Raw genomic sequence first — 24,817 nt, 5'->3', positions numbered from 1 at the left:
TCATGCCGTGCGGCTCGACGGAGCGGGTGCCGGCGCCGGCTCCGGGACGGTCGTCGTCGTCCCGTCGTCCGTCGGGCACGCTCCCGGCCGGGCCGGCAGCGTCACGGTCACCTCCAGCCCCTCGCCCGGCGCCGTCCGCACCGACACCTCACCCCCGTGCGCCCGCACCACGCCCTGCACGATCGCCATGCCGAGACCGCTCCCCGCACCCCCGCCGGCACGGAAGAAGCGGTCGAAGACGCGCGCCGCGTCCTCCGCCGCGAGCCCCGGCCCGTCGTCCGCCACGGACAGCCGCACCGTCCCGTCCGCGCGGACCACCCCGAGCCGTACCGCGACGTCCGCCGGAGTGTGCGTACGCACATTGCCCAGCAGGTTCCCCAGGACCTGCCGCAGCCCCGCCTCGTCCGCGTGCACCAGCACCGAGCCGTCCGCGTCCACGGTCACCGCCCGCTCCGGCTGCTGCACCCGCAGGTCCTCCGCCGCGTCCCGCATCAGCCGGCACACGTCCACGTTCCGCAGCCGCAGTTCGGGACGCTGGTCCAGGCGGGCCAGCACCAGCAGCTCGTCGACCAGTCGCCCCATGCGGTCGGACTCCGCCATCATCCGGTCCCAGGCCCGCTTGCGCTCCGTCGGCTCGCGCAGCATCCCCCGGTCGTACAGCTGGAGGTAGCCGCGTATCGCGGCCAGGGGCGTCCGCAGTTCGTGCGAGGCGTCGGCGACGAACCGCCGCAGCTGGGCCGCGCTGCGCTCACGCGTCCGGTACGCCGACTCCACCTGCTGGAGCATCGAGTTGAGGGCGATCCGCAGTTGCTCCACCTCGAGGATCGTCTCCCGGCTGGAGGGCACCCGCCGGGTCAGGTCGCCCTCCGCGATCGCCGACGAGGTCTCCACCATGTCCTCCAGCGGCCGCATCCGCCGCCGCACGCTGATCATGGTCAGGCAGGCCAGCAGCAGCAACAGCAGCGTCCCGATGGTCAGGTCGAACTTGACCACCTTGGCGATGGCGTGGTGCACCGCCTCGGTGGAGCCGGCGATCAGGATGTACGTGCCGTCCGCGAGCCGGGTGGCGGTGACGCGGTAGGTGGCGCCGCGCACGGTGACGTCGTGCGGTTCCGGGTCCTGGAGCAGGGTGCGCGCGTCGCCCACCGCGTCGGCCAGGTCGCGTTGTGCGTCGGTCGGTGCGAAGCCGAGGATGCCGACGGGCTCGCCCCGGGTGTTCACGGCGGCGAAGATCGAGTCCGGGTCGTCCTCCCGGTTCCAGTCCGGATCCACCCGGTCGCGGAAGAAACTCAGCACGCTCAGCGAGTCGATCTGGCGCAGCGTCAGCTCCGTGCCGCCCAGCGAGTCCCGGGTCCGGGTCAGCTCCGTGTCGATCTGGTCCAGCAGGTAGTAGCGCATGCCCATCACGCTCACCACGGTGGCCGCCACGATGCCGAGGGCCAGCAGCACCACGTTCGCCAGGGTCAGCGCCCCGCGCAGCGAGTGGATGCCGCGCCCGCGGCCCGGCTTCCGGATCGGGAGCCTCACGTCAGGCCGTACCCGACCCCGCGCCGGGTGGTGATCACCGGCGGGCCCAGGGTGTCGAGTTTGCGCCGCAGATAGCTGATGTAGGTCTCGACGACGGTCGACTCGGCCGGGGTGTGCTCGTACTGCCAGACGTGGCGCAGCAGTTGTTCCTTCGGCACGATCCGTCCGCCGTTGCGCACCAGGAAGCGCAGCAGCGCGTACTCGGTGGGGGTGAGTTCGACCGAGCGGCCCGCGCGGCGCACCGAGTACGTCGTCTCGTCCAGTTCCAGGTCGCCGTGGCGCAGCGGCGCCCGCTGCGGGAGGACGTCGGCGGGGCGGGTGCGGCGCAGTACGGCGGTGATCCGGGCGACGACCTCGTCGATGTTGAACGGCTTGGTGATGTAGTCGTCGCCGAAGCCGAGCGCGCCGACGACCTCGGCGGGCGCGTCCCGCGCGGTGAGGAACACCAGCGCCAGCTCCGGCCGCCGGGACCGCAGTTCACGGCCGAGGGCGCGGCCGTCGCCGTCCGGCAGCATCACGTCGAGGAGGGCGGCGTCGGGGCGGGTGTGCTCGGTCAGCGCGAGCGCCTCGCGGACCGTGCCCGCGGTCATGACCTCGAAACGGTGGTAGCGCAGGGCGATGGCGAGGACGTCCGCGATGCTCTCCTCGTCCTCCACGACCAGCACGGTGCCGGGAGCTGTCGTCATGCCCCCAGTATCGGCGGAACCGCCGTCGGTCGTACCGGTGTTCGCTTTGGAGTTCCTTGAGAGTCCCGCCCGAGTCGTGTCCCCGCGCGGGTGCCGCCGTCGATTCTGCTGCCCAGGACCTGGGGGACCGACCGAGCGACAAAGGAGTAGTCACGTGGCGGTATTGGCACGCTGGTGCTATCGGCATCGGCTGGTGGTCCTGTTGCTGTGGGTGGGGGCGCTGTTCGGACTGGGGGTTTCGGCGAGCAGCGCGGGCACGAACTACGCGGAGGTCTTCTCGCTGCCGGACACGGACTCCAAGCGGGCGATCGACCTGATGGAGAAGGCGTTCCCGGAACGCGCCGGTGACACCGACACCGTGGTGTGGAAGGTCGACGAGGGCTCCGTGCGGGACGACTCCGTACGGTCCCGGATCGAGCCGGCGCTGGCGGAGATCGGTCGCATGGAGGGCGTCGGCGACGTCACCGACCCCTACGGTGAGCAGGGCGCGGCGCAGATCAGCGAGGACGGGCGGACCGCCTACGCGCAGGTCACGTTCGCCGAGCAGGCGGACGCCGTGCCGAAGGAGCTGGTCCAGGACGTCGTCGACACCGCGCAGGACGCCGCGCGCGACGGGCTCCAGGTGGAGCTGGGCGGCCAGGCCATCACGCGCGTCCAGGAACCGCCGACGGGCACGGCCGAGCTGGTCGGCATCCTGGCCGCCGCGGTCGTGCTGTTCGTGGCCTTCGGGTCGCTCTTCGCGATGCTGCTGCCGATCGTGGTCGCCGTCTTCGGCGTCGGCACCGGCATGTTCGGCACCCAGCTGCTCAGCCATGTCACGAACGTCCCCGAACTCGCCACGCTGCTCTCCACGCTGATCGGTCTCGGCGTCGGCATCGACTACGCCCTGTTCATCGTCACCCGGCACCGGCGCGGCATCCTGCGCGGCGCCGATCCGGAGGAGGCGGCGGTCACCGCCCTCAACACCTCCGGCCGGGCGGTGCTGTTCGCGGGCGGCACGGTGTGCATCGCCCTCGCCGGGATGCTGGTGACGAACCTGCGGTTCCTGGACGGCGTGGTCATCGGCACCACGCTCACCGTCGTGCTGAGCGTGCTCGCCGCCGTCACCCTGCTGCCCGCGCTGCTCGGCCTGCTCGGGCACCGGGTGCTCAGCCGCCGCCAGCGCCGCAGGCTCGCGGCGCAGGGGCCGGAGACCGAGGCGGTGAGCGGTCTCGCCGCGCGCTGGTCCGCGGGCGTCCAGCGCCGCCCGCGGTCCGTGGCCGTCCTGGCCGTGGTCCTGATGGCGGCGCTCGCCGTCCCGCTGCTGTCGCTGCGCCTGGGCACCGTGGACCAGGGCAACGACGAGGCCTCCATGACCACCAGGAAGGCCTACGACCTGCTCGCCGAGGGCTTCGGGCCCGGCTTCAACGGCCCGCTGCAGGTGGTCGTGGACGGCGAGGCGTCCGACGACCTGGTGACGGTCCTGGAGAAGACCGAGGGCGTCGCCCAGGTCGCCGCCGTACCGCCCGCGAACGGTGTCAGCGTCATCCAGGTCGTCCCCACCACGTCCCCGCAGGACGCGGAGACGGACCGGCTCATCGACACCCTGCGCGAGGACGTCATCCCGGGCGCGGGCGTGGAGGCCCACGTCGGCGGGGTGACCGCGGTGTCCAAGGACTTCGCGACGGTGACCGGCGAACGGCTGCCGCTGTTCATCGGCACGATCATCGGCCTGGGCTTCCTGCTCCTGCTGCTCGCGTTCCGTTCCCTGGTGGTGCCGCTGACGGCCGCCGTGATGAACCTGCTCGCGGCGGCGGCCTCCTTCGGCGTCCTGGTGATGATCTTCCAGTGGGGTTACGGCCTGGACCTGCTGGGCCTCGGCAAGGAGGGCCCCATCGCGTCCTTCCTGCCGATCATCATGCTGTCGCTGCTGTTCGGGCTCTCCATGGACTACCAGGTGTTCCTGGTGAGCCGGATGCACGAGGAGTGGGTGCACACCCGGGACAACGCCCGCGCGGTGCGCGTCGGCCTCGCGGAGACCAGCCGCGTCATCAACTCCGCTGCTCTGATCATGGTCTGCGTCTTCCTCGCCTTCGTGCTCAGCGGCGACTACGGCGCCGCCATGGCGGGCGTGGGACTGGCCGCCGCGGTCGCCCTGGACGCGTTCATCCTGCGTACGGCACTGGTGCCGGCCGTGATGCACCTGCTCGGGAAGTCCAACTGGTGGCTGCCGGCCGGGCTGGAGAAGCGGCTGCCGCACCTGGCGGTCGAACCGAAGGAGGAGGCCGTGGCGGCCGAGCAGGGCCCCGCCCGGCACGAGGGTCCCTCCTCGGTGGTCCACGGCTTCGTCCGCACGGCCGACGGCGAACCCGTCGAGGGTGCCGCCCTCACCCTGCTGACCTCGGGCGGCCGCCAGCTGGACCGTGTGGTCTCCCTCGCCGACGGCTCGTACATCGTCTCCGTACCGGCCCCGGGCACCTATCTGCTCGCGGCCACGGCGACCCCGCTCGGCTCCCGCGCGGCACACGTGACCGTGACGGACGGTCCACTGGTGCACGACGTGGAACTCGTGCCCGGTGAGGTGGACGCCGTCAACTGACGGTGCCGGGGCGCCCGTCGCCGGCGGGCGCCCCGTTCCCCTTCTTCGCCGGGTCGGGGAGCGCCTTCGTCATCCCGGGCAGGAACTCCGTGAACAGTTCGTGCACCTCGCGCACCAGCGGCCGCAGCACCCGGAAACGGGCCAGGGCGATGCCCCGCGCGGTGAGCCGGGCGCCGCGCTCGGCGAGCCGGTAGCTGCGCTCGCGGCCCTCGGTGCGGTCGAAGATCCAGTACAGGACGAGCCCCATCTGGGACAGCCACATCAACTCGGGCAGGACGTCCCGCAGTTCCTCGGGCACCTTCGTCCTCGTCCCGGCGAGCACCGCGCGGTGGACGCTGATCGCCTCCACGCGCGCGTGCTCGGACTCGGGGGAGAAGGGGCTGAGCGGACTGTCCGGGTCGGCGGCGTTCTTGAAGAACTGCACCGCGAACTCGTGGTACGGCGTGGCGATGTCCAGCCACGCCTTCAGCACGCCCGCGAGCCGGGCCTCCAGGTCGGTCTCCCGGCGCAGGACCTCCCGGACGGCCGCCTGGTGCTCGGCGGCGATCCGGTCGTAGAAGCCCTGGATCAGGTGCTCCTTGCCCTCGAAGTAGTAGTACGCGTTGCCGACGGAGACCCCCGCCTCCTTGGCGATGGCCCGCATGGTCGTCTTGTCGTACCCGCGCTCCTGGAAGAGCCGCATGGCGGTCTCGAGGATCAGGGCGCGGGTCTGCTCGGACTTGCTGAGGGTGGCGCCGTCGCCGGGGCCGTCGTTCTTCGCGGACACGGAAGGAGCCTAACGCCAGGAAGGGCCCGTCCTACGGGGCGGTGCAGGTGCCTGCCACGCAGTCCGGCGGGGTGTAGCTCCAGCCGCCGTGCGGATCGTACGTCCACCCGTCACCCCGGCGGTACACGCCTCCGCCCCACCCGGACACCGCCCCGCGCCACTTGGCGGCGGCCAGCACCGCGCCCTTGGCGAGCAGGGCGCCGGACGGGGTGCTCAGCCGGTGGGCCAGCCGCCGGTACTCGCGCAGCGCCCACAGGGTGACGACCCAGGCGCCGGCCCCCCGGTACACCTGCCCGCCGTCACCCACGACGGTGATCTCCTCCAGGGTGGCCCCGTGGTCGAGGCCGGGGAACCGGGCCCGCGCCGCCTGCGACGCCGCCGGGACCAGCTCCAGGGGTACCAGCTGCGGCTGGCGCACCAGCCAGTCCCGTACGAAGGCGCACAGGGAGCACTCGGCGTCGTACAGCACGGTGAGCCGGCGGACCGGGACGCGCGCGGCGCCCCGGTCCTCGCGTGTGGCCGTCACGCCGCTCACGCCCCGGCCGACGGGGCCGACGGGGTCACCCAGCCCTGCGGCGGGACCGGCGGCAGCTGCTCCCGCTCCATCACCCCGCGGCGCCGGATCTTGTTGAGCACGTACACGTTGGCCAGGTGCATCACGCCCAGCACCAGCAGCACCACACCGAGCTTGGTCGACAGGGCCTCGAAGATGCCGCGGGTGTCGGCGATCGTCTCGTCGTCGCTCAGGTACAGCGCGACGAACCCGAGGTTGACGAGGTAGAAGCCGACCACCAGGAGGTGGTTGACGGCGTCGGCGAGCTTCTCGTTGCCGTGCAGCACGTCGGCGAGGAAGACCCGTCCGTTGCTGCTGAGCGTGCGAGCCACCCAGACGGTCAGCCCGATGCTGACGACGAGGTAGATGACATAGGCGATGACCGTGCGGTCCATGTCCCCCAGCCCTTCTTGAACACGTTCAAAACGCTGACGGGAGAGACTCTAGACCCTTTTTTTGAACATGTTCAACTCAGTTGCGGGTGGGCCTCGTCACGGCCGTCGCCCCGGGCCCGGACGGTGATTGTCAGTGGTGGCCCGTACTGTCCTCGCCATGGGAATCGTGACGTTCGTCGACGAGACGACGACAGGGGAGCGGCGCGCGGCCCGGGGCCTGGAGATCACCGAGGAACGGCTGACGGTGCGCGAGCTGATCAGGCGCCGGGTCTTCCAGGAGGTCGCCGAGTACAACGCCCGTACGCCGGAGGTGTTCCAGGGGCTCGTACGGCCGACGGACGCGGAGCGCGTCGTCAACGGCTACGCGCTCAAGGAGCCCCGCCGCATCGACCCGGAGGCGCAGACCGGGCTGGCGCTGCGGGCCTTCGCGGGCAACGGCTTCCTGGTCCTGGTGGGGGACCGTCAGGTCACCGACCCGGACGAGGAGATCGACCTGCCGCCGGGCACCGAGGTCACGTTCCTGAAGCTCGTGCCGCTGGTGGGTGGCTGATGCGTACGCCCACGTCGCACCTGGCGCGGATGCGCAACCGGATCGACGGCGGCGACCTGGGCCGGGCCGCCGCCGAGGCGATGAAGGCGCTCGGCTCGCGCAGCGGTGGCTGGAGCGGGCAGTGGGACGCCGTCCTCGACGCACTGCGGGACCTCCCGGCGGAGCGGCGCCGGGAGCTGGTGCGCGCCGTGGCCGACCGCTTCGACTCGGTCGGTGACGACCTGGAGGAGCGCGGTCGCGTCCTCGCCCTGTGTTACCGCCTCCTCGACGGCGCGGCCGACGACCCCCTGGTCGCCGAGCGCCGCGAGGCCCTGGACGAGGTGGGCCGGTGGCACTCGTTCTGGTACACCTCCCGCTTCGACGTGCTGGCGGAGGCGGAGCTGTCCGCGGGCCGCCCGCTCGCACCGGCCGTCGTGGCCGTCGTCCGCCGTTCGGCGTTGAACGCCGCCACCTGCAAGGAGCTGGCCCTGTTGGGGAAGAGCCTCACCGACCCGGTCCTCAACGTCGGCGAGCAGTGGTCCGAGCAGGCCCTGCGCGACGCCACAGGACCCGACTGGGGGGCCCTGCTCGCCCACGCCGCCACCGCCGGCTCGTCCAGGCCCACCGCCGAGTGGGACACCCGGGCCCGCGCCCTCGTCGACGCCCTCGGCGCCGACCGGGTCCGCGAGACCGTCCTGTCCTGGCTCGCGCTCGTGGGCCGCCCCCGCACCCTCCCGCTGGTCCGCCCCGTGTACGGGCCGGACCCCAACAACACCTTCGACCCCTGCAACGCCACCGCCCTGCGCGGCCTGGCCTGGCTGCTTTCCCTGCTGCAGCCACACCCTGACACCCCCCGGGCGCTGGGCGCGCTGGTCGAGACGTCCCTCAAGAAGGTGGCGGGCCTCGGCCCCCGCAGCCCCAAGGTCGCGGGCGCCGGCGTCTTCGCGCTCGCCCGGATCGACGGCGAGGCCGCCCTCGCCGAACTCGCCCGGCTCGCCACCCGCGTGACGTTCAAGACCACCGCCAAGCTCCTCGACGCGGCCCTCCAGGAGCGGGCCACCGCCCTCGGGCTCGGCCGCGACGAGATCGAGGAGCTGGCCGTCCCGGCGTACGGGCTGACCGGGGTCGGCCGCGCGGAGCACCGGTTCGGCGACGCCACCGCCGTGCTGGAGGTGGACGGCACCCGCGCCCGGCTGACCTGGCGCAACGCGGCCGGCAAGACGGTGAAGAGCGTGCCCGCCGCCGTGCAGCGGGACCACGCCGAGGAGGTGAAGGAGCTCAAGGCCGCGGTCAAGGACGTCGACAAGATGCTCTCGGCGCAGAGCGAGCGCCTGGACCGCCTGTTCCTGGCCCGCCGCACCTGGCCCTACGCCGCCTGGCGCGAGCGCTACCTCGACCACCCCCTGGTCGGCACCCTGGCCCGTCGCCTGCTGTGGACGGTCGACGGCACGCCCGCCGGCTACACGGACGGCGCCCTGCGCACCCTCACCGACGATCCCGTGACCGGGGGCACCGAGGTCGCCCTGTGGCACCCGGTCGGCCGGGAACCCGCCGAGATCGTCGCCTGGCGGGACTGGCTGGAGCGGCACGGCGTCACCCAGCCGTTCAAGCAGGCCCACCGCGAGGTGTACCTGCTCACCGACGCCGAGCGCACCACGCACACGTACTCCAACCGCTTCGCGGCCCACGTCCTGCGCCAGCACCAGTTCCACTCCCTGGCGGCCGTCCGGGGCTGGCGCGACCAACTGCGGCTGTGCGTCGACGGTTCGGCACCGCCGGCCACCCGCGCCCTGCCCGCCTGGGGCCTGCGCGCCGAGTACTGGATCGAGGGCGACGGCCAGGAGTACGGCGTCGACACCACCGATTCCGGCACCTACCTGCGTCTGCGCACTGACCAGGTCCGCTTCTACCCGATCGACGCGCCCGGGAACTCGGCGCCCTGCTACGGCGGCGCGTACTCGATGGGGCTGCGCGACGGACAGAACCCCGTCGACCCGATTCCGCTGGAGGACATACCGCCCCTGGTCCTCTCCGAAGTGCTGCGGGACGTCGACCTGTTCGTCGGCGTGGCCAGCGTCGGCAACGACCCCACCTGGCAGGACGGCGGTCCCGGCGGCCGCTTCGGGGCGTACTGGACGTCGTACGGCTTCGGTGAGCTGAACCAGGGCGCACAGACCCGGCGCGCCCTGCTGGAGCGGCTGGTCCCCAGGCTGGCGATAGCCGACCGGTGCACCGTCGAGGGCCGCTTCCTGCACGTGAGGGGCGAACGCCACACCTACAAGATCCACCTGGGCTCGGGCAACATCCTCATGACCCCGAACGACCAGTACCTGTGCATCGTCCAGAAGTCCGACCCGGCCGCCCCGCAGGCCGGTTACCTCCCCTACGAGGGGGACCGGATGCTGGCGGTGATCCTCAGCAAGGCGATGCTGCTGGCCGACGACACGGCCATCACGGACCCGACGATCCTGAGCCAGCTCTAGCTCTGATCGGGCGTCCGCTTCGCGCGGCCGGCCTCGAGGATCTCGGCCACGTCCAGGGTGACCTTGGCGCCGATGGAGTCGGGGAGGGTGACCTGCTGGCCGGGGGAGTGGAAGCGGTGGGTGGCGTACTCGTTCTCGATCGGGTCGGTCAGGACGTGGACGCGCTGGTGCTTGCGGTCGACGACGACGTAGACAGGGACCTTGGCCTCGGCGTAGGAGGCGACCTTGGTCTTGAGATCGGTCTTCCAGTTGCTGGAAGTGACCTCCAGGACGAGGCGGAAGCAGACCGGGTCGTAGGAGTTGTTCTCGATGAGGTGGTCGTGGAAGTCCGCGTCCACCACCGCAAGGTCAGGAATTGCGTAGTCTTCGGTGCCGGTCGGCAGCCAGAGACCGATGCCCTGGACCACCTTCGAATCCACGCCGTGCAGGCCGGCGGTCGCGAACGGCAACATGAGGTCGGTCAGGACTACGGCGTGCGGGCCGTCCGGTGGCGGGGTCACGAGGAGCTGGTCTCCGATGATCTCGACGCGGTAGCCCGGAAGGCGGTCCATGAGACGGTTCGCCTCCGCGATCAGCGGACGCTCGTCGTGGGGCCGCTCGACGGATGCTGCGGACATCGCGTGCCTCCTAGGGGCTGGTGTCGAGACCATCATCGTAGGACTGAGGGCGCCCTCACGTCCGTCTCAACCACGTTCACCCGAACGTGCGGCATATGCCAGAGGGCCCCGTCTCCAGCGGAAACGGGGCCCTCACGGGCGTGGCGAACGACGTACCTCAGTAGCGTCGCGTGATCAGCGCGCGCTTCACTTCCGCGATCGCCTTGGTGACCTCGATACCGCGCGGGCAGGCGTCCGTGCAGTTGAAGGTCGTGCGGCAGCGCCACACGCCGTCACGGTCGTTGAGGATCTCCAGGCGCTGCTCGCCGGCCTCGTCACGCGAGTCGAAGATGAAGCGGTGCGCGTTGACGATGGCCGCCGGGCCGAAGTACTGCCCGTCGTTCCAGAACACCGGGCACGAGGACGTGCACGCGGCGCACAGGATGCACTTGGTCGTGTCGTCGAAGCGCTCGCGGTCCTCGGCGGACTGCAGCCGCTCGCGCGTCGGCTCGTTGGTGTCCTTCGTGATCAGGAAGGGCATCACGTCCCGGTACGCCTGGAAGAACGGCTCCATGTCCACGACCAGGTCCTTGAGGACCGTCAGGCCCTTGATGGCCTCGACCGTGATCGGCTTCTCGGGGTTGATGTCCTTGATCAGCGTCTTGCACGCCAGGCGGTTCTTGCCGTTGATCCGCATGGCGTCGGAGCCGCAGATGCCGTGGGCGCAGGAACGGCGGAAGGTCAGCGTGCCGTCCAGGTCCCACTTGATCTTGTGCAGCGCGTCGAGGACGCGCTCCTTCGGGTCGATCTCCAGCTGGAAGTCTTCCCAGACCGCCTCGGCCGCGACCTCCGGGTTGAACCGGCGGATCCGCATCGTGACGGTGATGTAGGGGGAGTCAGCGAAACCGGGCCCGGGGGAACCGGCCGCGTCCGCCTTGTCCAGAACAGGGGTAGCCATCAGTACTTACGCTCCATCGGCTGGTAGCGGGTCTGGACGACCGGCTTGTAGTCCAGACGGACGGTCTCGGTGCCGTCGGCGCCGACCTCGCGGTACGCCATCGTGTGGCGCATGAAGTTGACGTCGTCGCGGTTCGGGTAGTCCTCGCGGTAGTGACCGCCGCGGGACTCCTTGCGGGCCAGCGCGGAGACGGCCATGACCTCGGCCAGGTCGAGCAGGTTGCCCAGCTCGACGGCCTCGAGGAGGTCGGTGTTGAACCGCTTGCCCTTGTCCTGGATGGCGACGTTCTTGTAGCGCTCGCGCAGCTCGGCGATCTTCTCGACCGCCGTCTTGATCGTCTGCTCGGTGCGGAACACCATGACGTTGGCGTCCATGGTCTCCTGCAGCTCACGGCGGATGGTGGCCACCCGCTCGTTGCCGGTGGAGGACCGCAGCCGCTCGATCTGCTCGACGACCAGGGACTCCGGGTTCTCCGGCAGCTCGACGAAGTCGGCCTTCTGCGAGTACTCCGCCGCCGCGATGCCGGCCCGCTTGCCGAACACGTTGATGTCCAGCAGCGAGTTGGTGCCCAGGCGGTTGGCGCCGTGCACGGAGACACAGGCGACCTCGCCGGCCGCGTACAGGCCCGGGACGACGGTGGTGTTGTCCGCGAGGACCTCACCCTCGACGTTGGTCGGGATGCCGCCCATCGCGTAGTGCGCGGTCGGCTGGATCGGGATCGGGTCCGTGTAGGGCTCGATGCCGAGGTAGGTCCGCGCGAACTCCGTGATGTCGGGCAGCTTGGCGTCCAGCTGCTCCGGCGGCAGGTGGGTGAGGTCGAGGTAGACGTGGTCGCCCTCGGGACCGCAGCCGCGGCCCTCGCGGATCTCCGTGTAGATGGAGCGCGAGACGACGTCACGCGAGGCGAGGTCCTTCATGACCGGCGCGTACTTCTCCATGAAGCGCTCGCCGTCCTTGTTGCGGAGGATGCCGCCCTCACCGCGGGCGCCCTCCGTCAGCAGGATGCCCATGCGCCAGATGCCGGTCGGGTGGAACTGGAAGAACTCCATGTCCTCCAGCGGCAGCCCGCGCCGGTACACGGCCGCCTGGCCGTCACCGGTCAGCGTGTGCGCGTTCGAGGTCACCTTGAAGAACTTGCCGGTGCCGCCGGACGCGTAGATCACGGCCTTCGCCTGGAAGACGTGGATCTCGCCGGTGGCCAGCTCGTAGGCGACCACGCCGGCGGACTTCTTGACGCCGTCGACCTCGGTGATCAGCTGGTCCAGGACGTAGAACTCGTTGAAGAACTCCACGCCCTCCTTGACGCAGTTCTGGTACAGCGTCTGGAGGATCATGTGGCCGGTGCGGTCGGCCGCGTAGCAGGACCGGCGGACCGGGGCCTCGCCGTGGTTGCGGCTGTGACCGCCGAAGCGGCGCTGGTCGATGGTGCCGTTCGGGGTCCGGTTGAACGGCAGGCCCATCTTCTCCAGGTCGAGGACGGAGTCGATGGCCTCCTTCGCCAGGATCTCGGCGGCGTCCTGGTCGACCAGGTAGTCACCGCCCTTGACCGTGTCGAAGGTGTGCCACTCCCAGTTGTCCTCCTCCACGTTGGCCAGCGCGGCGGCCATGCCGCCCTGCGCGGCGCCCGTGTGGGAGCGGGTGGGGTAGAGCTTCGTCAGGACGGCCGTGCGGCTGCGCTTCGTCGACTCGATGGCCGCGCGCATGCCCGCGCCGCCGGCGCCGACGATGACGGTGTCGTACTTGTGGATCTTCATGATTCTCGCAGCCCCGTGCCTAGCGGATGTTCGGGTCGAAGGTGAAGATCACCAGCGTGCCCAGCAGGATGGTGAACACCGTGGCGGTGTAGAGCAGGCCCTTGAGCCACAGCCGGGTGTTCGGCCGCTCCGCGTAGTCGTTGATGACCGTGCGCAGGCCGTTGGCGCCGTGCAGCATCGCCAGCCACAGCATCAGCAGGTCCCAGACCTGCCAGAACGGCGAGGCCCAGCGGCCGGCCACGAAGGCGAAGCCGATCTTGGAGACGCCGCCGTCGAGGACCAGCTGGATCAGCAGGTGGCCGATGACGAGGACGACCAGGACGACGCCGGACAGGCGCATGAACAGCCAGGCGGCCATCTCGAAGTTGCCGCGCGTGCTCTTCGGGCTCTTCTTGGTCCGCTTGCGCGGGGGCTCGATGACCGGCGCCGGGTTGTCGACGGAGTAGAGCGAGGCGCCTTCGACGGGGCCGATGCCCGAGGCGGTGGTGTCAGTCGTGGACATGGGTGTCAGCTCCCGAACAGTTCACGAGCGGCGTGGCCGAGCACGGGGTAGATCGCCCCGATCATCAGCACGAGCCACAGGGCGACGACGGTCCAGAGCATCTGCTTCTGGTAGCGGGCGCCCTTGACCCAGAAGTCGACGGCGATGACACGCAGGCCGTTGAGCGCGTGGAACAGGATGGCGGCGACGAGGCCGTACTCCAGCAGCGCGACGATCGGCGTCTTGTACGTGGCCACGACGGTGTCGTAGGCCTCGGGGGACACCCGCACGAGAGCGGTGTCCAGCACGTGAACGAACAGGAAGAAGAAAATGAGGACGCCGGTGACTCGGTGAGCCACCCAGGACCACATTCCTTCCCGGCCGCGGTACAGCGTTCCAGCCGGCACGGAAGTTTCCTCCGGGAGCGGGGTTCGGGGCCGCGCCGGCTTTCCTTGTCGGTCGGGCCCGGCCGGGTACGGTCCACCGGCCCTCAGCATCGTAGCGAGCCGTCGGCGCCGGGCATCGGCGGGGTCGGGGGGTGTGATCAAAGTTGCACCCGAAGGGGTGCGTGTCGGTTCTTGGCGGCTACCCGGGCGGGGCTTTGTCGCGTGTGCCGGGCGTGGAGCCGTCGGTGGCCGGTCGTGTCCACGTGGCGGAGCCGTACATGTCGTAGCCCCGTGCCCCCAGCAGGGCGAGCAACCGCTCCCTGGCCAGGCGCCGGAGTTCTTCCGCCGCCACCGCTCGTTCGTCGTCCGGATCGTTCGCCAATCGTGACCGGATGCTCTCCAGGACCCGGTCCAGGGCCTCTTCCTCGGGGACGCCGTCCAGGCAGATGACGAACACGTGGCCGAACTTGGTCTCGTACGCCGTGTGGGCCGCGTTCAGGGCCGTGTGGGCGGCGGAGTAGGTGCCGTCGGGGAGGGCGGGGAGGGATTCCGCGGCCAGGGCCTCCGTCAGTTCCTCGGGGGAGAGGTCGTACGCCGCCTCGTCGGAGGCGGCCAGGAGGGACGGCAGGTCGGGGTAGGGGCGGTGGCCGGAGAGGCGCAGGGCCCAGCGCAGGCTGCGCAGGCAGGCCAGGAGGGCGCGCTCGGCATCCTCGGCGGGAGCGGTGTTGAACCGCTCGAGCGCGGGCGGGGCGCCGGGTGCGCCGCGGGACTGCCCGGGTATGGCGACTCGGCCGGGGAGGTCTGGGAGACGGTGCGCAGGCAGCGTGGGTCCTCGTGGGCGTCGCGTATGTATCGATGGAAGATGCTGTGAGAGTTGTGACGACACGTTATCGAGTGAGTCCGAGACGTGTCCGATCGGTACCCCGAATTCACCCGGACGGCAGAGTTTGAAGGCGGCTCATCCGCGCCCTTCACTCGTTCGGGTCGTACGTTGGCTGGGTGAGTCAGCACAGGCAGCACAGGGAGCACGGGCGCCGCACGGTGACGGGGACGGTGCGGCGGCGATGGGTGCCGGTCGTGGCCGTCGCCGCGGGCGCGCTGGTGGCCGCGTCCGGCGTGGGCCTCGGCCTCTGGGCGGCCTCGGACGGCGACGGAGCGCCCGCGGGCCGGGCGGCGGCCTCCCCCGCGGAGAGCCCGCGTCCGAGCCCCAGCCGCACCTACCCGCTGTCGCAGGCGCCGCGCACCATACCCGCCGTACGCGACCACACCGCGGAGCGCGGCCCGGGCTGGCGTCCCGCGAAGGACCACCGGGTGGTCGTGGACGATCCCGCGCTGGCCGACGAGGGGCGGCTGATCGCCGGTGAGCTGGGACTGGCGTACGCGGGGGAGAAGGGCGACCGGCGGGCCGGGGACCTGCGGCTGGAGCTGAACCGGGACGCGGGCGCGAACCCCGAGTCGTACACGATGACCGTGCGGGACGGGCGGGTGACCGTCAGCGCTCCCGGCGAGGCGGGCGCGTTCTACGGCACCCGCACCCTCAAGCAGGAGATCAAGGGGGCCGGCGCCGCCCCCGAGGGCGTGGTGCGCGACGAGCCCGCCAAGCAGCGGCGCGGGCTGATGCTGGACATCGCGCGCAAGCACTACACCGCCGGCTGGATCGAGGACCGGATCCGCGAGCTGGGCGATCTGAAGTTCAACGAGATCGGCCTGCACTTCTCCGACGACCAGGGCTTCCGCATCGAGTCCGACTCGCACCCGGAGATCGTGTCCGCGGACCACCTGACCAAGGCGCAGGTGAAGAGGATCGTCGACCTCGCGGAGAGCCGGCACATCACCGTCGTCCCCGAGATCGACTCGCCCGGACACCTCGGCGCGGTCATCGCCGCCCACCCGGACCTCCAGCTGCGCGATGTGGGGGGCGGCGCCGTGCGCGGCGCGATCGACATCTCGAAACCCGGGTCCGCCGAGATCGTCGACGACCTGCTGGACGAGTACGCCGGGCTCTTCCCGGGCGGGCAGTGGCACCTGGGCGGCGACGAGTACCAGGCGCTGGTGGTCCCCGACCCCGAGGCGTCGTTCCCGGGCCTGGCCGCCGCCGCGCGGGAGAAGTACGGCTCCGGCGCGACCGTGGAGGACCTGACCACCGGCTGGCTCAACGACCGGGCCGCCACCGTCCGCGCGCACGACCGCACGCCCCGCGCCTGGAACGACGGCTTCTTCCGGGGCGGGTCGGTGCGGGCCGCGAAGGACATCCGGGTCGCCTACTGGACCGGCAAGGAGATCGGCGCCCGGCAGCCCGCGGAGTACCTGAGCGAGGGCCGTGAGGTCGTCAACTACAACGACGAGTTCCTCTACTACGTCCTCGGGGAGCCCCTGACCTTCGTCTATCCGACGGGCGAGCGAATCTACGAGCAGTGGACGCCGCTGGTGCTGCGCGGCACCACCGCCGTCCCGGAGCGGTACGACGACCGGATCCTCGGCGGGTCCTTCGCGATCTGGGGCGACATCCCCCGGGCCCAGACCCAGGACCAGGTCGCGGACGGGATCAGGATGCCGCTGCGGGCGACCGTCCAGAAACTCTGGGACCCGGACGAACCGGAGCTGTCCTGGGCGCAGTTCCGGAGCCTGGCCGACAGGCTGGACTGACCGGACCGCCGGGCCGGCCCGTGTCGTGGGACGGATTGCCGCATATGGCTGCGAACTCCCGTACGACTGTGGTGGTGTTCTGGACAGGACGGAGAACCGACACACCGGGGGAACAGCGGCACATGGGCTACTGGGGGTATTTCGTCGTGGGCCGCGGGGAGCGGCCGCTCGCCGAACTGGACACGCTGGCCGGTGCGGCCGGGGACATGACCCTGCACACCTCGGCGCCCGGCGGCTGGCAGGTGTGGGAGTACCCGGGCGGCCGGGGCGACATCGGGAACATGAACGACCTGGCCCGGGAGACCGGCGCGCCCGCGCTGTTCGGATACGTCATGAACAGCGACTGCGTGGTGGTGGAGGCGGCGTCACCGGAGAGCGGGGCGTGGACGACCTGCCTGGCGCGGGCCCGCATGGCCGGCTACCTCGAGGGGCAGCAGGAGGGGCTCACGCTGGAGGACTACTTCCTGGATCCCTCCGACGCCGCCGAGCGGGCCGTCTTCTGGGCCGAGGAGGCGGGGCGCACCGCGTCCGCCGAGGACCTGGCCGAGGTGCTGACCGCCGACCCCGACCCGGTGGCCGAAAACCTCCTCTTCCGCCTCCTCGACCGGCTCGGCGTGGTGCCCCTGTGACACTCCTGGCCCGTCGCACGCAGTAAGGGGAGATGCGGGCTCCGTGAGGGATGGGGCACGTGAGGGCCTCGTCCGGGGCCCGCGAACACCCCTTGAGGAGGCGTGGATGAGCCTGGTGGAACTGATCGCGCGGGCCGACGAGCGCGGGCTGGCCGTGAGCGGGCTGGCTTGTTTGGATCGGTGCGTGCCGCTGCTGGGCGGCGACGACGAGGTGCTGCGGCCGCTGTGGGCGAGCCTCTCCCCGGCCGCGCCCGCCGGTGACTGGGCACAGCGGCTGGAGCAGGCCCGCGGCACGCTGGACGCGGCGGACGGCGGCGCGGACGAGGCCGTGACGCTCGCGCACCGGATGCTCGCCGGCGCCCCCGCCGAGTGGTCCGCCGCCGGGCTGCGGGAGTGGGCCGACGGCTGCTCCGTCACCGCGCTGCGGATCCACCGGCTGCTGGACGGCGGCGGCGACGACTCCGGTCTCGCCGACGCCCGCCGTGACGGCCGCTCCGACGGCCTGTCGCCGCTGCTCGCCGCCGAACTGCGCCGCCAGCTCACGGTCCTGGAACTCCTCGCCGCCCACGGCCCGGCGGGCCTGCGCGGAGCCCTCGAGGTCTCGACGGAGGGGCGCCGGGTCCTGCGCGCCGTGGTGTCCCGCCGCAGCCGCCGGGACGCCTAGGTCCGTGATGCCGGCACGATCCGAACGGCAGTGACGAAACGCTTCGCCGGATCGCTTACCAGGATGTGACGACTGCGACGACTGTGACCACACAGCAGGAGACCAGGCCCTCGGCCGCGACCAAGCCGGTCCGCTGGGCGGCGGACGCGGTGGCGGCGATGCGGGAAGGGGCACGGCTGCGCCTCGACTACTCGGCGCGCAGTCTGTGGAGCGTCGACCGGATGATCGAGGACATACGCCAGGAGGAGGCCCCGTTCGCCGCCGTGGAACTGGTGCTGCGCGGATTCGGCGCCTACGCCGGCGAGGTGATCGCCCGCCAGACCGGCGGCGAGTGGTGGTCCTCCGGCGGCGACCACTGGGTCCGCACCCCCGACGGCCGCCTCTGGGACCCCATCGACGAGGCCCGCCGCTGCTACACGGGCGACGGCTCCCTCCGCCTGCTGTGCCGCGACGCGTCGGACGGCGCACGGGCCTGACGCCTGCGACGGCCGGGGCCCCGCACGGCGCGCGGGCCCGACACGGACGACGGCCGGGGTCCCGCATGGCGCGCGGGACCCCGGCCGTCGTCGTGCCGGGTGCGGGTTACGGCGTCAGGGTCTGGCCCAGCCGGACGTCCGCCGCCAGGCCGAGGGTGCCCCTGCCGAAGGCGTACGAGTCGCCGTAGCCGAGGCCCGAGCCGTTGCTCGGCAGGTACAGGAGCACGCCGTCCGAGGTGTCCTCGCCGTCCGCGCCGACCGTCAGGTCCGCGCGGCCGTAGCCGGACAGGTCCGTCAGGGACACCGCGGAACCGAACCGGTCACCGGACTCCGTGGAGCCGGCGATGCCGGAGGTGTCCTGGGAGACGCCCACCGCGCCGGAGCCGGTGAGGCCGGAGGAGCCGCCGCGGAACAGGAGCACCTGACCCGCGTCCTTGCGGCTGCTGCCGCTGCGGGTGAGGTCCTCGCCGGGGGCACCGGCCAGGACGTCCGCGTAGCCGTCGCGGTTGTAGTCGCCGGCCGACACCGAGGTGCCCAGCGCGTCACCGGACTCGTTGCCGCCGGGGACGCCGGAGGTGTCCTGGTGGAGGGTCCGCATGCCGGTGGTGGTGAACCCGGTCGACGTGCCCAGGACCATGGCGATCCGCCCGCCCGGCGTCGAACCGCCGGACTCGGCGGCCACCGGCTGGCCGATGACGATGTCGTCGTAGCCGTTGCCGTTGAAGTCGCCCGCGGCGAGGGAGCGCCCGCCCTTGACGGAGAGGACGCCCGCCTTGGTCAGGCCGGACGCGGAACCCGCGAAGCGGACGATGCGGCTGATGCCGCCGGTGTCGCGGTAGTTGAGGGCGATGTCCGCGTAGCCGTCCCGGTTGAAGTCGCCGCTCGCGGCGTCCAGGTAGGAGACGGCACCGGTGGAACCGGTGAGGGTGCCGTACTTGGTGGCGCCGCCGGTGTGCCGGGCGTTCCAGTTGCCGCCCCGGCCGGTGCCGGCCGCGAACACGTCCGCCTTGCCGTCACCGTCGAAGTCGCCGACGGCGACCGTGGTGCCGAGCTTCGCGCCGGTCTGCGTGACGCCCGAGGTGGAGTACGAGAAGCCGGTGTTCAGGCCCGGGCCGTACATCACCACGACGCCACCGCGGTCGGTGTCGCCGTCGGTGTCGTTCTCGCCGGGCACGCCGATCGCGAGGTCCGCGTGGCCGTCGCCGTTGACGTCGCCCCAGGCGGTGGAGGTGCCGAAGCCGTCACCGGACTCGTTGGAGCCGGGGACGCCGGCGCTGCTCTGGGTGAGCGTCCTCTTCGCTCCGGTGACCGGGCCGTTCAGTCCGCCGGGGATCACGGTCACGCTGCCGCCGCTGGAGGCCTTCGGGGTGCCGGCGACCAGGTCGGCGAGGCCGTCCCGGTTGTGGTCCGAGGTGGCCAGGGCGTGCGAGACGCCCGGGGTCTTGGCGAGCGCGGCGATGAGGGACAGCTTCGGGTACAGGTTCGCGCCGGGGCAGGCCGTGTAGTTGGTGTCCCGGTGGCCGAGGACCCGCGGCAGGGTGACCGACTCACCCTTGTCGATCTTGTTGCCGCTGACGCCGGCCTCCGTGCCGGAGGTCAGCGTGACCTTGCCGGTCGGGTCGATGCCGTACATGCCGAACTTCCAGGCGACGACCCGCGCGATCGAGTCCAGCGCGGCCCGGCTCGGGCGGGCGCTCTCGAAGTTGCCCAGGTACGAGATGCCGAGCGTGTCGGTGTTGAAGCCGACGTCGTGCGCGCCGACCACCGGCAGGTCCATGCCGCCGCTGCGGCCCTCGAAGATCTGCCCGCAGCGGTCGACGACGAAGTTGTAGCCGATGTCGTAGTAGCCGCGCGCGAAGTGCTCCTGCTGGATGGAGCGCATCCGGGCCCGCGAGTCGGCGCAGGAGACGCTGTTGTCGCTGTCGACGCCGGTGTGGTGGATGACGGCGGCCTTGATCTCGGTGCCGTAGCTCGGCGTTCCGTCGTAGTCCGTGGACGCGCCCCACTCGGCCTGCGTGATGACGGGCGGCTTCACGACCGTCGACGGGCGGGGCTCGGGGACGGTGGGCGTCGGCTCGGGGGACGCGGTGTCCGTGGCCGTCTCCGACGGGGCGCCGGTCGGCTCCGCGGACGCCGTGTCCGTGGGCGTGGCCGTGTCCGTGGCGGGCGGCTCCGCAGGCGTTCCGGTGGTCTGGGTCTCCGTCGGCCCGGTGGTCTGCGTCTCCGTCGGCTCCGTGGTCACCGGTGCCGTGGTCTCCGCCAGGAACGCGGCCGGCTCCATGGCCGCGACCGTCGGCGCGCCCTCGGGGTCCGTGCCCGGGTCGAGGAGCTTGACGTCCATGCCGGCCGGCTGACCGCCCGCCTGGGTGCCGTCGGCGTTCACCACGCGGACCTCGACGCCGTCGGAGTCGTCGGTCCACACCGACGCCGTACCGCCGCGGGTCGCCGCCCGCTCGCCCTCCGCGCCGTCGGCCTGGTTCGGCTCGTCCTCCAGCTTCCGCCAGCCGGACCACTCGCCGGTCTCCACGTCCCGGGTGCGCACCTCGGGCGTGCCCTTGGCGTCCGCCTCCGGGTTGTCCCAGGTCACCAGCACCGCGCTGAAGCGCTCCGTGGCCTGCCGGTCGAGCCCCCGGCGGCCCGCGCCCCGGTTCTCCATCTCCAGCGTGTGGACGCTCGGCTCGCGGGCCTCCTCCCGCGGGTCGGCCGGTGCGGACGACTGACCGGCCACCGCGTACGTGACGGCGCCCGCGCCACTGAGCACGACGGCTCCGACGGTCAGCCAGGCCCGCCGTTTCAGGCTGAGCGGCTTGTACGCATGGGTCCTGCGAGGACTCAATTACCCCACCCCTAGAAAAAACACATGGACACCACCTGTCCCACAGATGGCACTCCTTCAGCGCCGAGCGTGGGCCAAACGTCACACGGGGAGTCACCGGATCCGTGCGCGATCCGATGGACCCCCACGGACGTACGAGAGGGCGAAAAGCTGTACGGATCCCGTGAGTTGACCGTGTGGTGACCGCCACGTCCGCGGCCCGTGGCGATCGCCGCCCGACGGCCGCCCGGTTCCCGGGGATCGCGGGCGGACCGGCCCGCTCGCGCGTGCCGCACGAGGCGTGTGACGAGCTGTGACACTTTCGTGGCGCCGGACGCTGATGACCGTGGGGGTGTGGGCACCGTCAGACGTGCTCACGCCAAGCGACAGCGGTGCGCTACGCGCTCGGTACGGACGAGGACAGTTCTTGGGCCACGGAGGGGAACCCCGCCGCGCACAGGCGTACGACGGGGAACTGGGCGCGGCCGTCGCGCGGGCCCAGAAGGGGGAAGAGGCCGCCTTCGCCGTGGCCTACCGGCTCGTACAGCCCGGCCTGCTCGCCTATGTGCGCGGGCTCGTCGGGGACGACGCCGAGGACGTGATGTCGGACGCCTGGCTGGAGATAGCCCGCGACCTGGGGAGGTTCAAGGGCGACGGGGCCGGGTTCCGGGGCTGGACGGCGACCATCGCCCGGCACCGGGCGCTGGACCATCTGCGCCGGCAGCGGGTACGGCCCCGGCCGTCGACGCTGGAACAGGACGTCCTGGAGCTGCCCGGGCCGCAGAGCACCCACGACCAGGCCATGGAGGCCATGTCCACCGAGTACGCCCTCGAACTGGTCGGCGGGCTGCCGCGCGACCAGGCCGAGGCCGTGCTGCTGCGGGTGGTCGTCGGCCTCGACGGCCCGGCCGCCGCCCGCGTCCTCGGCAAGCGGCCGGGCGCGGTGCGGACGGCCGCGTACCGGGGTCTGAAGCGGCTGGCGAAGCAGCTCGGCGCCGAGAGTGTGACGGATGAGGCGTCGCGGACGCTGGGTGAGTCGACATGAACGTCGGCCGGGACGGCGGACACGGCGGTCGGCGCGGCGACGCGCGACCCGGGCCGTCCGCACCCGGCGGTCCACGACGGCCCCCCAGGGCCGCCGGCTGAACGGGCCGGACATGCGGAACGTATCCGTCGGTCCGGGAGGTACCGCCCGCGCGTCCGGCCCGCACGGGTGCGGTGGGCCGGACGGGCCGCGTCGGCAGCATGTATCAGGTGGAACGAGCAGGAACGGGATCGGACATGGGTGAACGGCAGAACGACGACGGGCCGGCCGGCCGTCGGCGTGTGCACCCTGAGGGCGCGCCGTCCGGGCACATCGGTCCGGATCCCGTCACCGGTGGGCGCCGGGTCGTCGACGCCGCCGACCTGGAGGCGCTGCTCGCCGCCGCGCTGATCCGCCGCGGCGTGGACGCCGGGGCCGAGCAGCGGGCCGTCGCCGCGTTCCTGGCCGCCCGGGAGGCGGGGGCGCACGGCGCGCGCACCCGGAGCCGGGACGACTGGCGGACCCGGCGGAGCCGGTTCGGCCGCCACTCGCTGAAGGCCACGCTCTCCGTGGTGGTCGCCGGTCTCACCCTGAGCGGGGTCGCGGTCGCCGGCATCGGCGCGGCGGGCTCGTCCACGGACGGTCCGGCGGAGGACGGCAGGCGCACCCACGCCCCCTCGCCCGGCACCACCGGCCCGTCCACCGGAGGCTCCGCGGGCCCGGGCCCGGGCCCGGGCCCGGGCGCCGGCACCGGCCGGCCGGACCTCCCGGGGGCCGCCGGGGAGACCGAGGCCCCCTGCCGCGCCTACGAAGAGGTCCAGGGGCGCGGCAAGGCGCTGGACTCGGCGGCCTGGGAGCGGCTGACGGAGGCGGCGGGCGGTGCGGCGAACGTCGACGCCTACTGCGCCGAGCGGCTGGGAGGGGCGGCGGGGGCCGAGGAGCGGTCCGCCGGCACCCGGGCGCCGGAGAAGAAGGACGAGGGTTCGGCCGACCGGTCCGGGAACGGCCTCTCCGGCGTTCCGGGGGGCGACGTCCCGGGCGACAACGCCACGCGCGACGCGGGCAACGGCTCGGGGACCGCGGGCAACGTCCCGGACGCCGTGGGCACCGGCCCCGACGCCGCGGGCAACGTCCCGGACGGCAGCACGGGGAAGCCCGGTAACCCGGGTGGCAACCGCCCGTAGCGCACCCGTGTGACCCGCCGTCGCGGTGCACGGCTCGCCGGCGAGCGCGTCGAGCCGTGCACCGCCGGTGACGAGTGCCCGCGCACGGCCGCGCCGGATGCGCGTGGGCGGCGGATCGGGTGATCCGCCGCCCACGTCACCACTCCGTCAGAGGTCCGTGCCCTACGGGGCCCCTGTGGTCGGATGCCGGTTTTGAGACCAAGGTTATCGATTTCAGGCCGAAAGGCATTCGACGCTTTACGGATGCAGTCGCCACTGATCGAGGATGAGTTCGGAAGTAGAACATCCGATTCATTGCGTGGTGGTACTGAGTACTCCGCTCACGTTCAGGACCTCGTGGCACTCCGACGCCTGACGACCCGTGGCCGGTGTACCGGGCTTCGCGCAGGTCACGTTGATGGTCACCGTGTCGTTCTCGGGGATCTTGATGGGGGTGACCCAGTGGTAGTCCTGGTTGCGGAACGTCTCCAGCGCGATCGTGGTGATCTTGCGGTCGCCGAAGGAGATGGTCATCACGCCCTCGTCGCCCTGGAAGTTGGCGACGACGATGTCGGTGACCCCGAAGACGCTGTTCTCGGGCACCTTGTAGGTACCGGTCCCGGGCGCCCCGGTGCCCGTCTTCAGGTCGATGGTCGCCGAGCTCTGCTGGCCGCCGGCCGTGGTGCCGCCCCCGGCCGGGGAGCCGCTTCCGTCGCCGCCCGACCCGGCCGCGCCCGCCTCCGCCCCCGACTCCTGGCCGCCGCCTCCGGGCCGGCTGTCCGCGCCGGTGCCGGGAGGGTCTCCGGCGGCCTCCTGCTCCCCGGCCGGCGTCGGCCGCGGCTGGACCGCCTCGGTGGCCGCCTCCTCGGCGGCGCTGCGCACCGCGGGACGGACCAGCGTGAACCAGGCGAGCAACAGCGCGAGCAGCGCGGCGAGCAGTATCAGCAGCCACTTGGGGAAGATCGGGATCTGGACGAACTCCGCGTCCAGCGGCGGCCGTGCGACGGGATCGTCCCAGCGGGACTCCGCCGGCTCCTCCTGGTCGCCGGCCTCCGTGGTGTCCACGGTGAACGGCCACACCACGGGGTCGCCGAACCACACCGGCTTGGCGGTACGGACCCGCAGTCCGACCTCCGCCGACTCGCCGGGCTCCAGCTTCGGCTGCGCCGGGGCGAAGGCGAACCCCAGCTCCTCGCCCGCCTGTCCGGGGGTGAAGCGCACCTGTACGGCGGTGTTGCCCTGGTTGCGTACGGCCAGCCGGTAGCGGCCGCGCAGCCAGCCGCGCCGGCGGCGCGGGGACAGCTCGGTCTTGAGCTCGTGGAACTCCCCGATGTGCACGGTGGTCTCGAGGACCCGTACCGCGTCGGGGTGCTCGTTGGGCAGCACCCGCACGCCGAGGGGCATCTCGCCGGCCCGGATCTCCGGGGACCGCGGCGGCTCCAGACGGAGCGTCACCGTCTCGGAGGTGCCGGGATACAGGGAGACGCGCGCCGGTTCCACCGTGGTCCAGGCGGCGCAGTCCCCGACGACCCTCAGGTCGTACGCCTCGACGATGTCGCTGTCGTTGCGCACCGTCAGGGTGGTGGTGGCGATGTCGCCCGGAGTCACCGTCACGGCCGGGATGTCGAGGCCGGGCGCACCGGGACCGGAAGAGGCTGTGGAAGGCGTCACGCCCTCACCGTAGGAGCGCGCCCGGAGGCGCGGCCAG

General features: G+C 72.1%; 22 protein-coding genes. 9 read left to right on the top strand and 13 right to left on the bottom strand.

The features are described 5' to 3' along the window. Positions 1 to 1,527 (bottom strand): HAMP domain-containing sensor histidine kinase, encoded by a 1,527-nt coding sequence (locus tag KUM38_RS04985; protein WP_308408902.1) that lies wholly within the window; start codon positions 1,525 to 1,527, stop codon positions 1 to 3. Then, entirely contained in the window at positions 1,524 to 2,213 is a 690-nt protein-coding gene (locus tag KUM38_RS04980) for a response regulator transcription factor (protein WP_217128043.1), read from the bottom strand. The genes KUM38_RS04985 and KUM38_RS04980 overlap by 4 nt, the downstream gene beginning before the upstream one ends. Positions 2,214 to 2,376: 163 nt before the next feature. Between KUM38_RS04980 and KUM38_RS04975 the strand changes: the two genes are divergently transcribed. Further along, on the top strand, positions 2,377 to 4,791 hold the full coding sequence (locus KUM38_RS04975; RefSeq protein ID WP_217128236.1) for an MMPL family transporter: 2,415 nt from the start codon (positions 2,377 to 2,379) through the stop codon (positions 4,789 to 4,791). On the opposite strand, the gene KUM38_RS04970 is transcribed toward KUM38_RS04975, so the two are convergent. Genes KUM38_RS04970 through KUM38_RS04960 form a run of 3 tightly spaced genes read right to left on the bottom strand, consistent with a single transcriptional unit; the run spans position 4,784 to position 6,505 of the window. Next, the gene (locus KUM38_RS04970) at positions 4,784 to 5,557 is read right to left on the bottom strand and encodes a TetR/AcrR family transcriptional regulator (RefSeq protein ID WP_217128042.1); all 774 of its coding nucleotides are present in this window, start codon (positions 5,555 to 5,557) and stop codon (positions 4,784 to 4,786) included. The two genes, KUM38_RS04975 and KUM38_RS04970, sit on opposite strands and share 8 nt — an antisense overlap. 31 nt (positions 5,558 to 5,588) lie before the next feature. Further along, a complete protein-coding gene (locus KUM38_RS04965; RefSeq protein ID WP_374227039.1) occupies positions 5,589 to 6,092 on the bottom strand; it encodes a thiol-disulfide oxidoreductase DCC family protein in 504 nt (167 codons plus the stop codon). After that, complete coding sequence (locus tag KUM38_RS04960) at positions 6,089 to 6,505, bottom strand: hypothetical protein (RefSeq protein ID WP_217128040.1); 417 nt, start codon at positions 6,503 to 6,505, stop codon at positions 6,089 to 6,091. Before KUM38_RS04960 ends, KUM38_RS04965 begins: the two co-directional genes overlap by 4 nt. A gap of 157 nt (positions 6,506 to 6,662) precedes the next feature. On the opposite strand from KUM38_RS04960, the gene KUM38_RS04955 reads away from it, so the two are divergent. Both KUM38_RS04955 and KUM38_RS04950 read left to right on the top strand, forming a co-directional pair. Then, positions 6,663 to 7,055: a hypothetical protein gene (locus KUM38_RS04955; protein ID WP_217128039.1), complete on the top strand. Its 393-nt coding sequence runs from the start codon at positions 6,663 to 6,665 to the stop codon at positions 7,053 to 7,055. Then, positions 7,055 to 9,517 carry a DUF4132 domain-containing protein gene (locus KUM38_RS04950; protein ID WP_254396698.1) on the top strand — a complete coding sequence of 821 codons (2,463 nt, stop codon included), beginning with the start codon at positions 7,055 to 7,057 and terminating at the stop codon, positions 9,515 to 9,517. Before KUM38_RS04955 ends, KUM38_RS04950 begins: the two co-directional genes overlap by 1 nt. On the opposite strand, the gene KUM38_RS04945 is transcribed toward KUM38_RS04950, so the two are convergent. The 6 genes from KUM38_RS04945 to KUM38_RS04920 form a co-directional block, all read right to left on the bottom strand. Next, complete coding sequence (locus KUM38_RS04945; RefSeq protein ID WP_217128038.1) at positions 9,514 to 10,134, bottom strand: Uma2 family endonuclease; 621 nt, start codon at positions 10,132 to 10,134, stop codon at positions 9,514 to 9,516. The genes KUM38_RS04950 and KUM38_RS04945 overlap by 4 nt on opposite strands. A 157-nt stretch (positions 10,135 to 10,291) precedes the next feature. Then, positions 10,292 to 11,071 carry a succinate dehydrogenase iron-sulfur subunit gene (locus tag KUM38_RS04940; protein ID WP_217128037.1) on the bottom strand — a complete coding sequence of 260 codons (780 nt, stop codon included), beginning with the start codon at positions 11,069 to 11,071 and terminating at the stop codon, positions 10,292 to 10,294. Next, the gene (sdhA, locus tag KUM38_RS04935) at positions 11,071 to 12,825 is read right to left on the bottom strand and encodes a succinate dehydrogenase flavoprotein subunit (protein WP_217128036.1); all 1,755 of its coding nucleotides are present in this window, start codon (positions 12,823 to 12,825) and stop codon (positions 11,071 to 11,073) included. The genes KUM38_RS04940 and sdhA overlap by 1 nt, the downstream gene beginning before the upstream one ends. A 19-nt stretch (positions 12,826 to 12,844) precedes the next feature. Then, positions 12,845 to 13,327, bottom strand: coding sequence for a succinate dehydrogenase hydrophobic membrane anchor subunit (locus KUM38_RS04930; protein WP_217128035.1), 483 nt, complete (start codon positions 13,325 to 13,327; stop codon positions 12,845 to 12,847). 5 nt (positions 13,328 to 13,332) lie between these two features. Further along, positions 13,333 to 13,713, bottom strand: coding sequence for a succinate dehydrogenase, cytochrome b556 subunit (sdhC, locus tag KUM38_RS04925; RefSeq protein WP_078903214.1), 381 nt, complete (start codon positions 13,711 to 13,713; stop codon positions 13,333 to 13,335). A gap of 178 nt (positions 13,714 to 13,891) precedes the next feature. Beyond that, positions 13,892 to 14,578: a 2-oxo-4-hydroxy-4-carboxy-5-ureidoimidazoline decarboxylase gene (locus KUM38_RS04920; protein WP_374227038.1), complete on the bottom strand. Its 687-nt coding sequence runs from the start codon at positions 14,576 to 14,578 to the stop codon at positions 13,892 to 13,894. 182 nt (positions 14,579 to 14,760) lie between these two features. On the opposite strand from KUM38_RS04920, the gene KUM38_RS04915 reads away from it, so the two are divergent. The 4 genes from KUM38_RS04915 (at position 14,761) to KUM38_RS04900 (ending at position 18,107) form a co-directional block, all read left to right on the top strand. Continuing rightward, positions 14,761 to 16,338, top strand: a complete 1,578-nt coding sequence (locus tag KUM38_RS04915) for a glycoside hydrolase family 20 protein (RefSeq protein WP_217128233.1) — start codon at positions 14,761 to 14,763, stop codon at positions 16,336 to 16,338. 122 nt (positions 16,339 to 16,460) lie between these two features. After that, positions 16,461 to 16,967 (top strand): hypothetical protein, encoded by a 507-nt coding sequence (locus tag KUM38_RS04910; RefSeq protein ID WP_217128232.1) that lies wholly within the window; start codon positions 16,461 to 16,463, stop codon positions 16,965 to 16,967. A gap of 106 nt (positions 16,968 to 17,073) precedes the next feature. Next, entirely contained in the window at positions 17,074 to 17,631 is a 558-nt protein-coding gene (locus KUM38_RS04905) for a hypothetical protein (RefSeq protein WP_217128034.1), read from the top strand. Positions 17,632 to 17,714: 83 nt separating this feature from the next. Further along, positions 17,715 to 18,107 (top strand): hypothetical protein, encoded by a 393-nt coding sequence (locus KUM38_RS04900; RefSeq protein ID WP_217128033.1) that lies wholly within the window; start codon positions 17,715 to 17,717, stop codon positions 18,105 to 18,107. A gap of 106 nt (positions 18,108 to 18,213) precedes the next feature. Here KUM38_RS04900 and KUM38_RS04895 read toward each other — a convergent pair whose 3' ends face one another. After that, a complete protein-coding gene (locus tag KUM38_RS04895) occupies positions 18,214 to 20,943 on the bottom strand; it encodes an FG-GAP-like repeat-containing protein (RefSeq protein ID WP_217128032.1) in 2,730 nt (909 codons plus the stop codon). Between the two features lie 406 nt (positions 20,944 to 21,349). Between KUM38_RS04895 and KUM38_RS04890 the strand changes: the two genes are divergently transcribed. Next, positions 21,350 to 21,967, top strand: a complete 618-nt coding sequence (locus tag KUM38_RS04890) for an RNA polymerase sigma factor (RefSeq protein ID WP_217128031.1) — start codon at positions 21,350 to 21,352, stop codon at positions 21,965 to 21,967. Positions 21,968 to 22,203: 236 nt separating this feature from the next. After that, positions 22,204 to 23,130, top strand: a complete 927-nt coding sequence (locus KUM38_RS04885) for a hypothetical protein (protein ID WP_217128030.1) — start codon at positions 22,204 to 22,206, stop codon at positions 23,128 to 23,130. Between the two features lie 291 nt (positions 23,131 to 23,421). On the opposite strand, the gene KUM38_RS04880 is transcribed toward KUM38_RS04885, so the two are convergent. Further along, a complete protein-coding gene (locus KUM38_RS04880) occupies positions 23,422 to 24,780 on the bottom strand; it encodes a hydrolytic protein (RefSeq protein ID WP_308408901.1) in 1,359 nt (452 codons plus the stop codon). Between the last annotated feature and the right edge of the window lie 37 nt (positions 24,781 to 24,817).

It is taken from the genome of Streptomyces sp. AC558_RSS880, from assembly GCF_019049255.1.
Taxonomy (GTDB): domain Bacteria; phylum Actinomycetota; class Actinomycetes; order Streptomycetales; family Streptomycetaceae; genus Streptomyces.
Note: the sequence above shows the minus strand (reverse complement) of the source record. Positions and strands in the feature narration are given on the sequence as shown.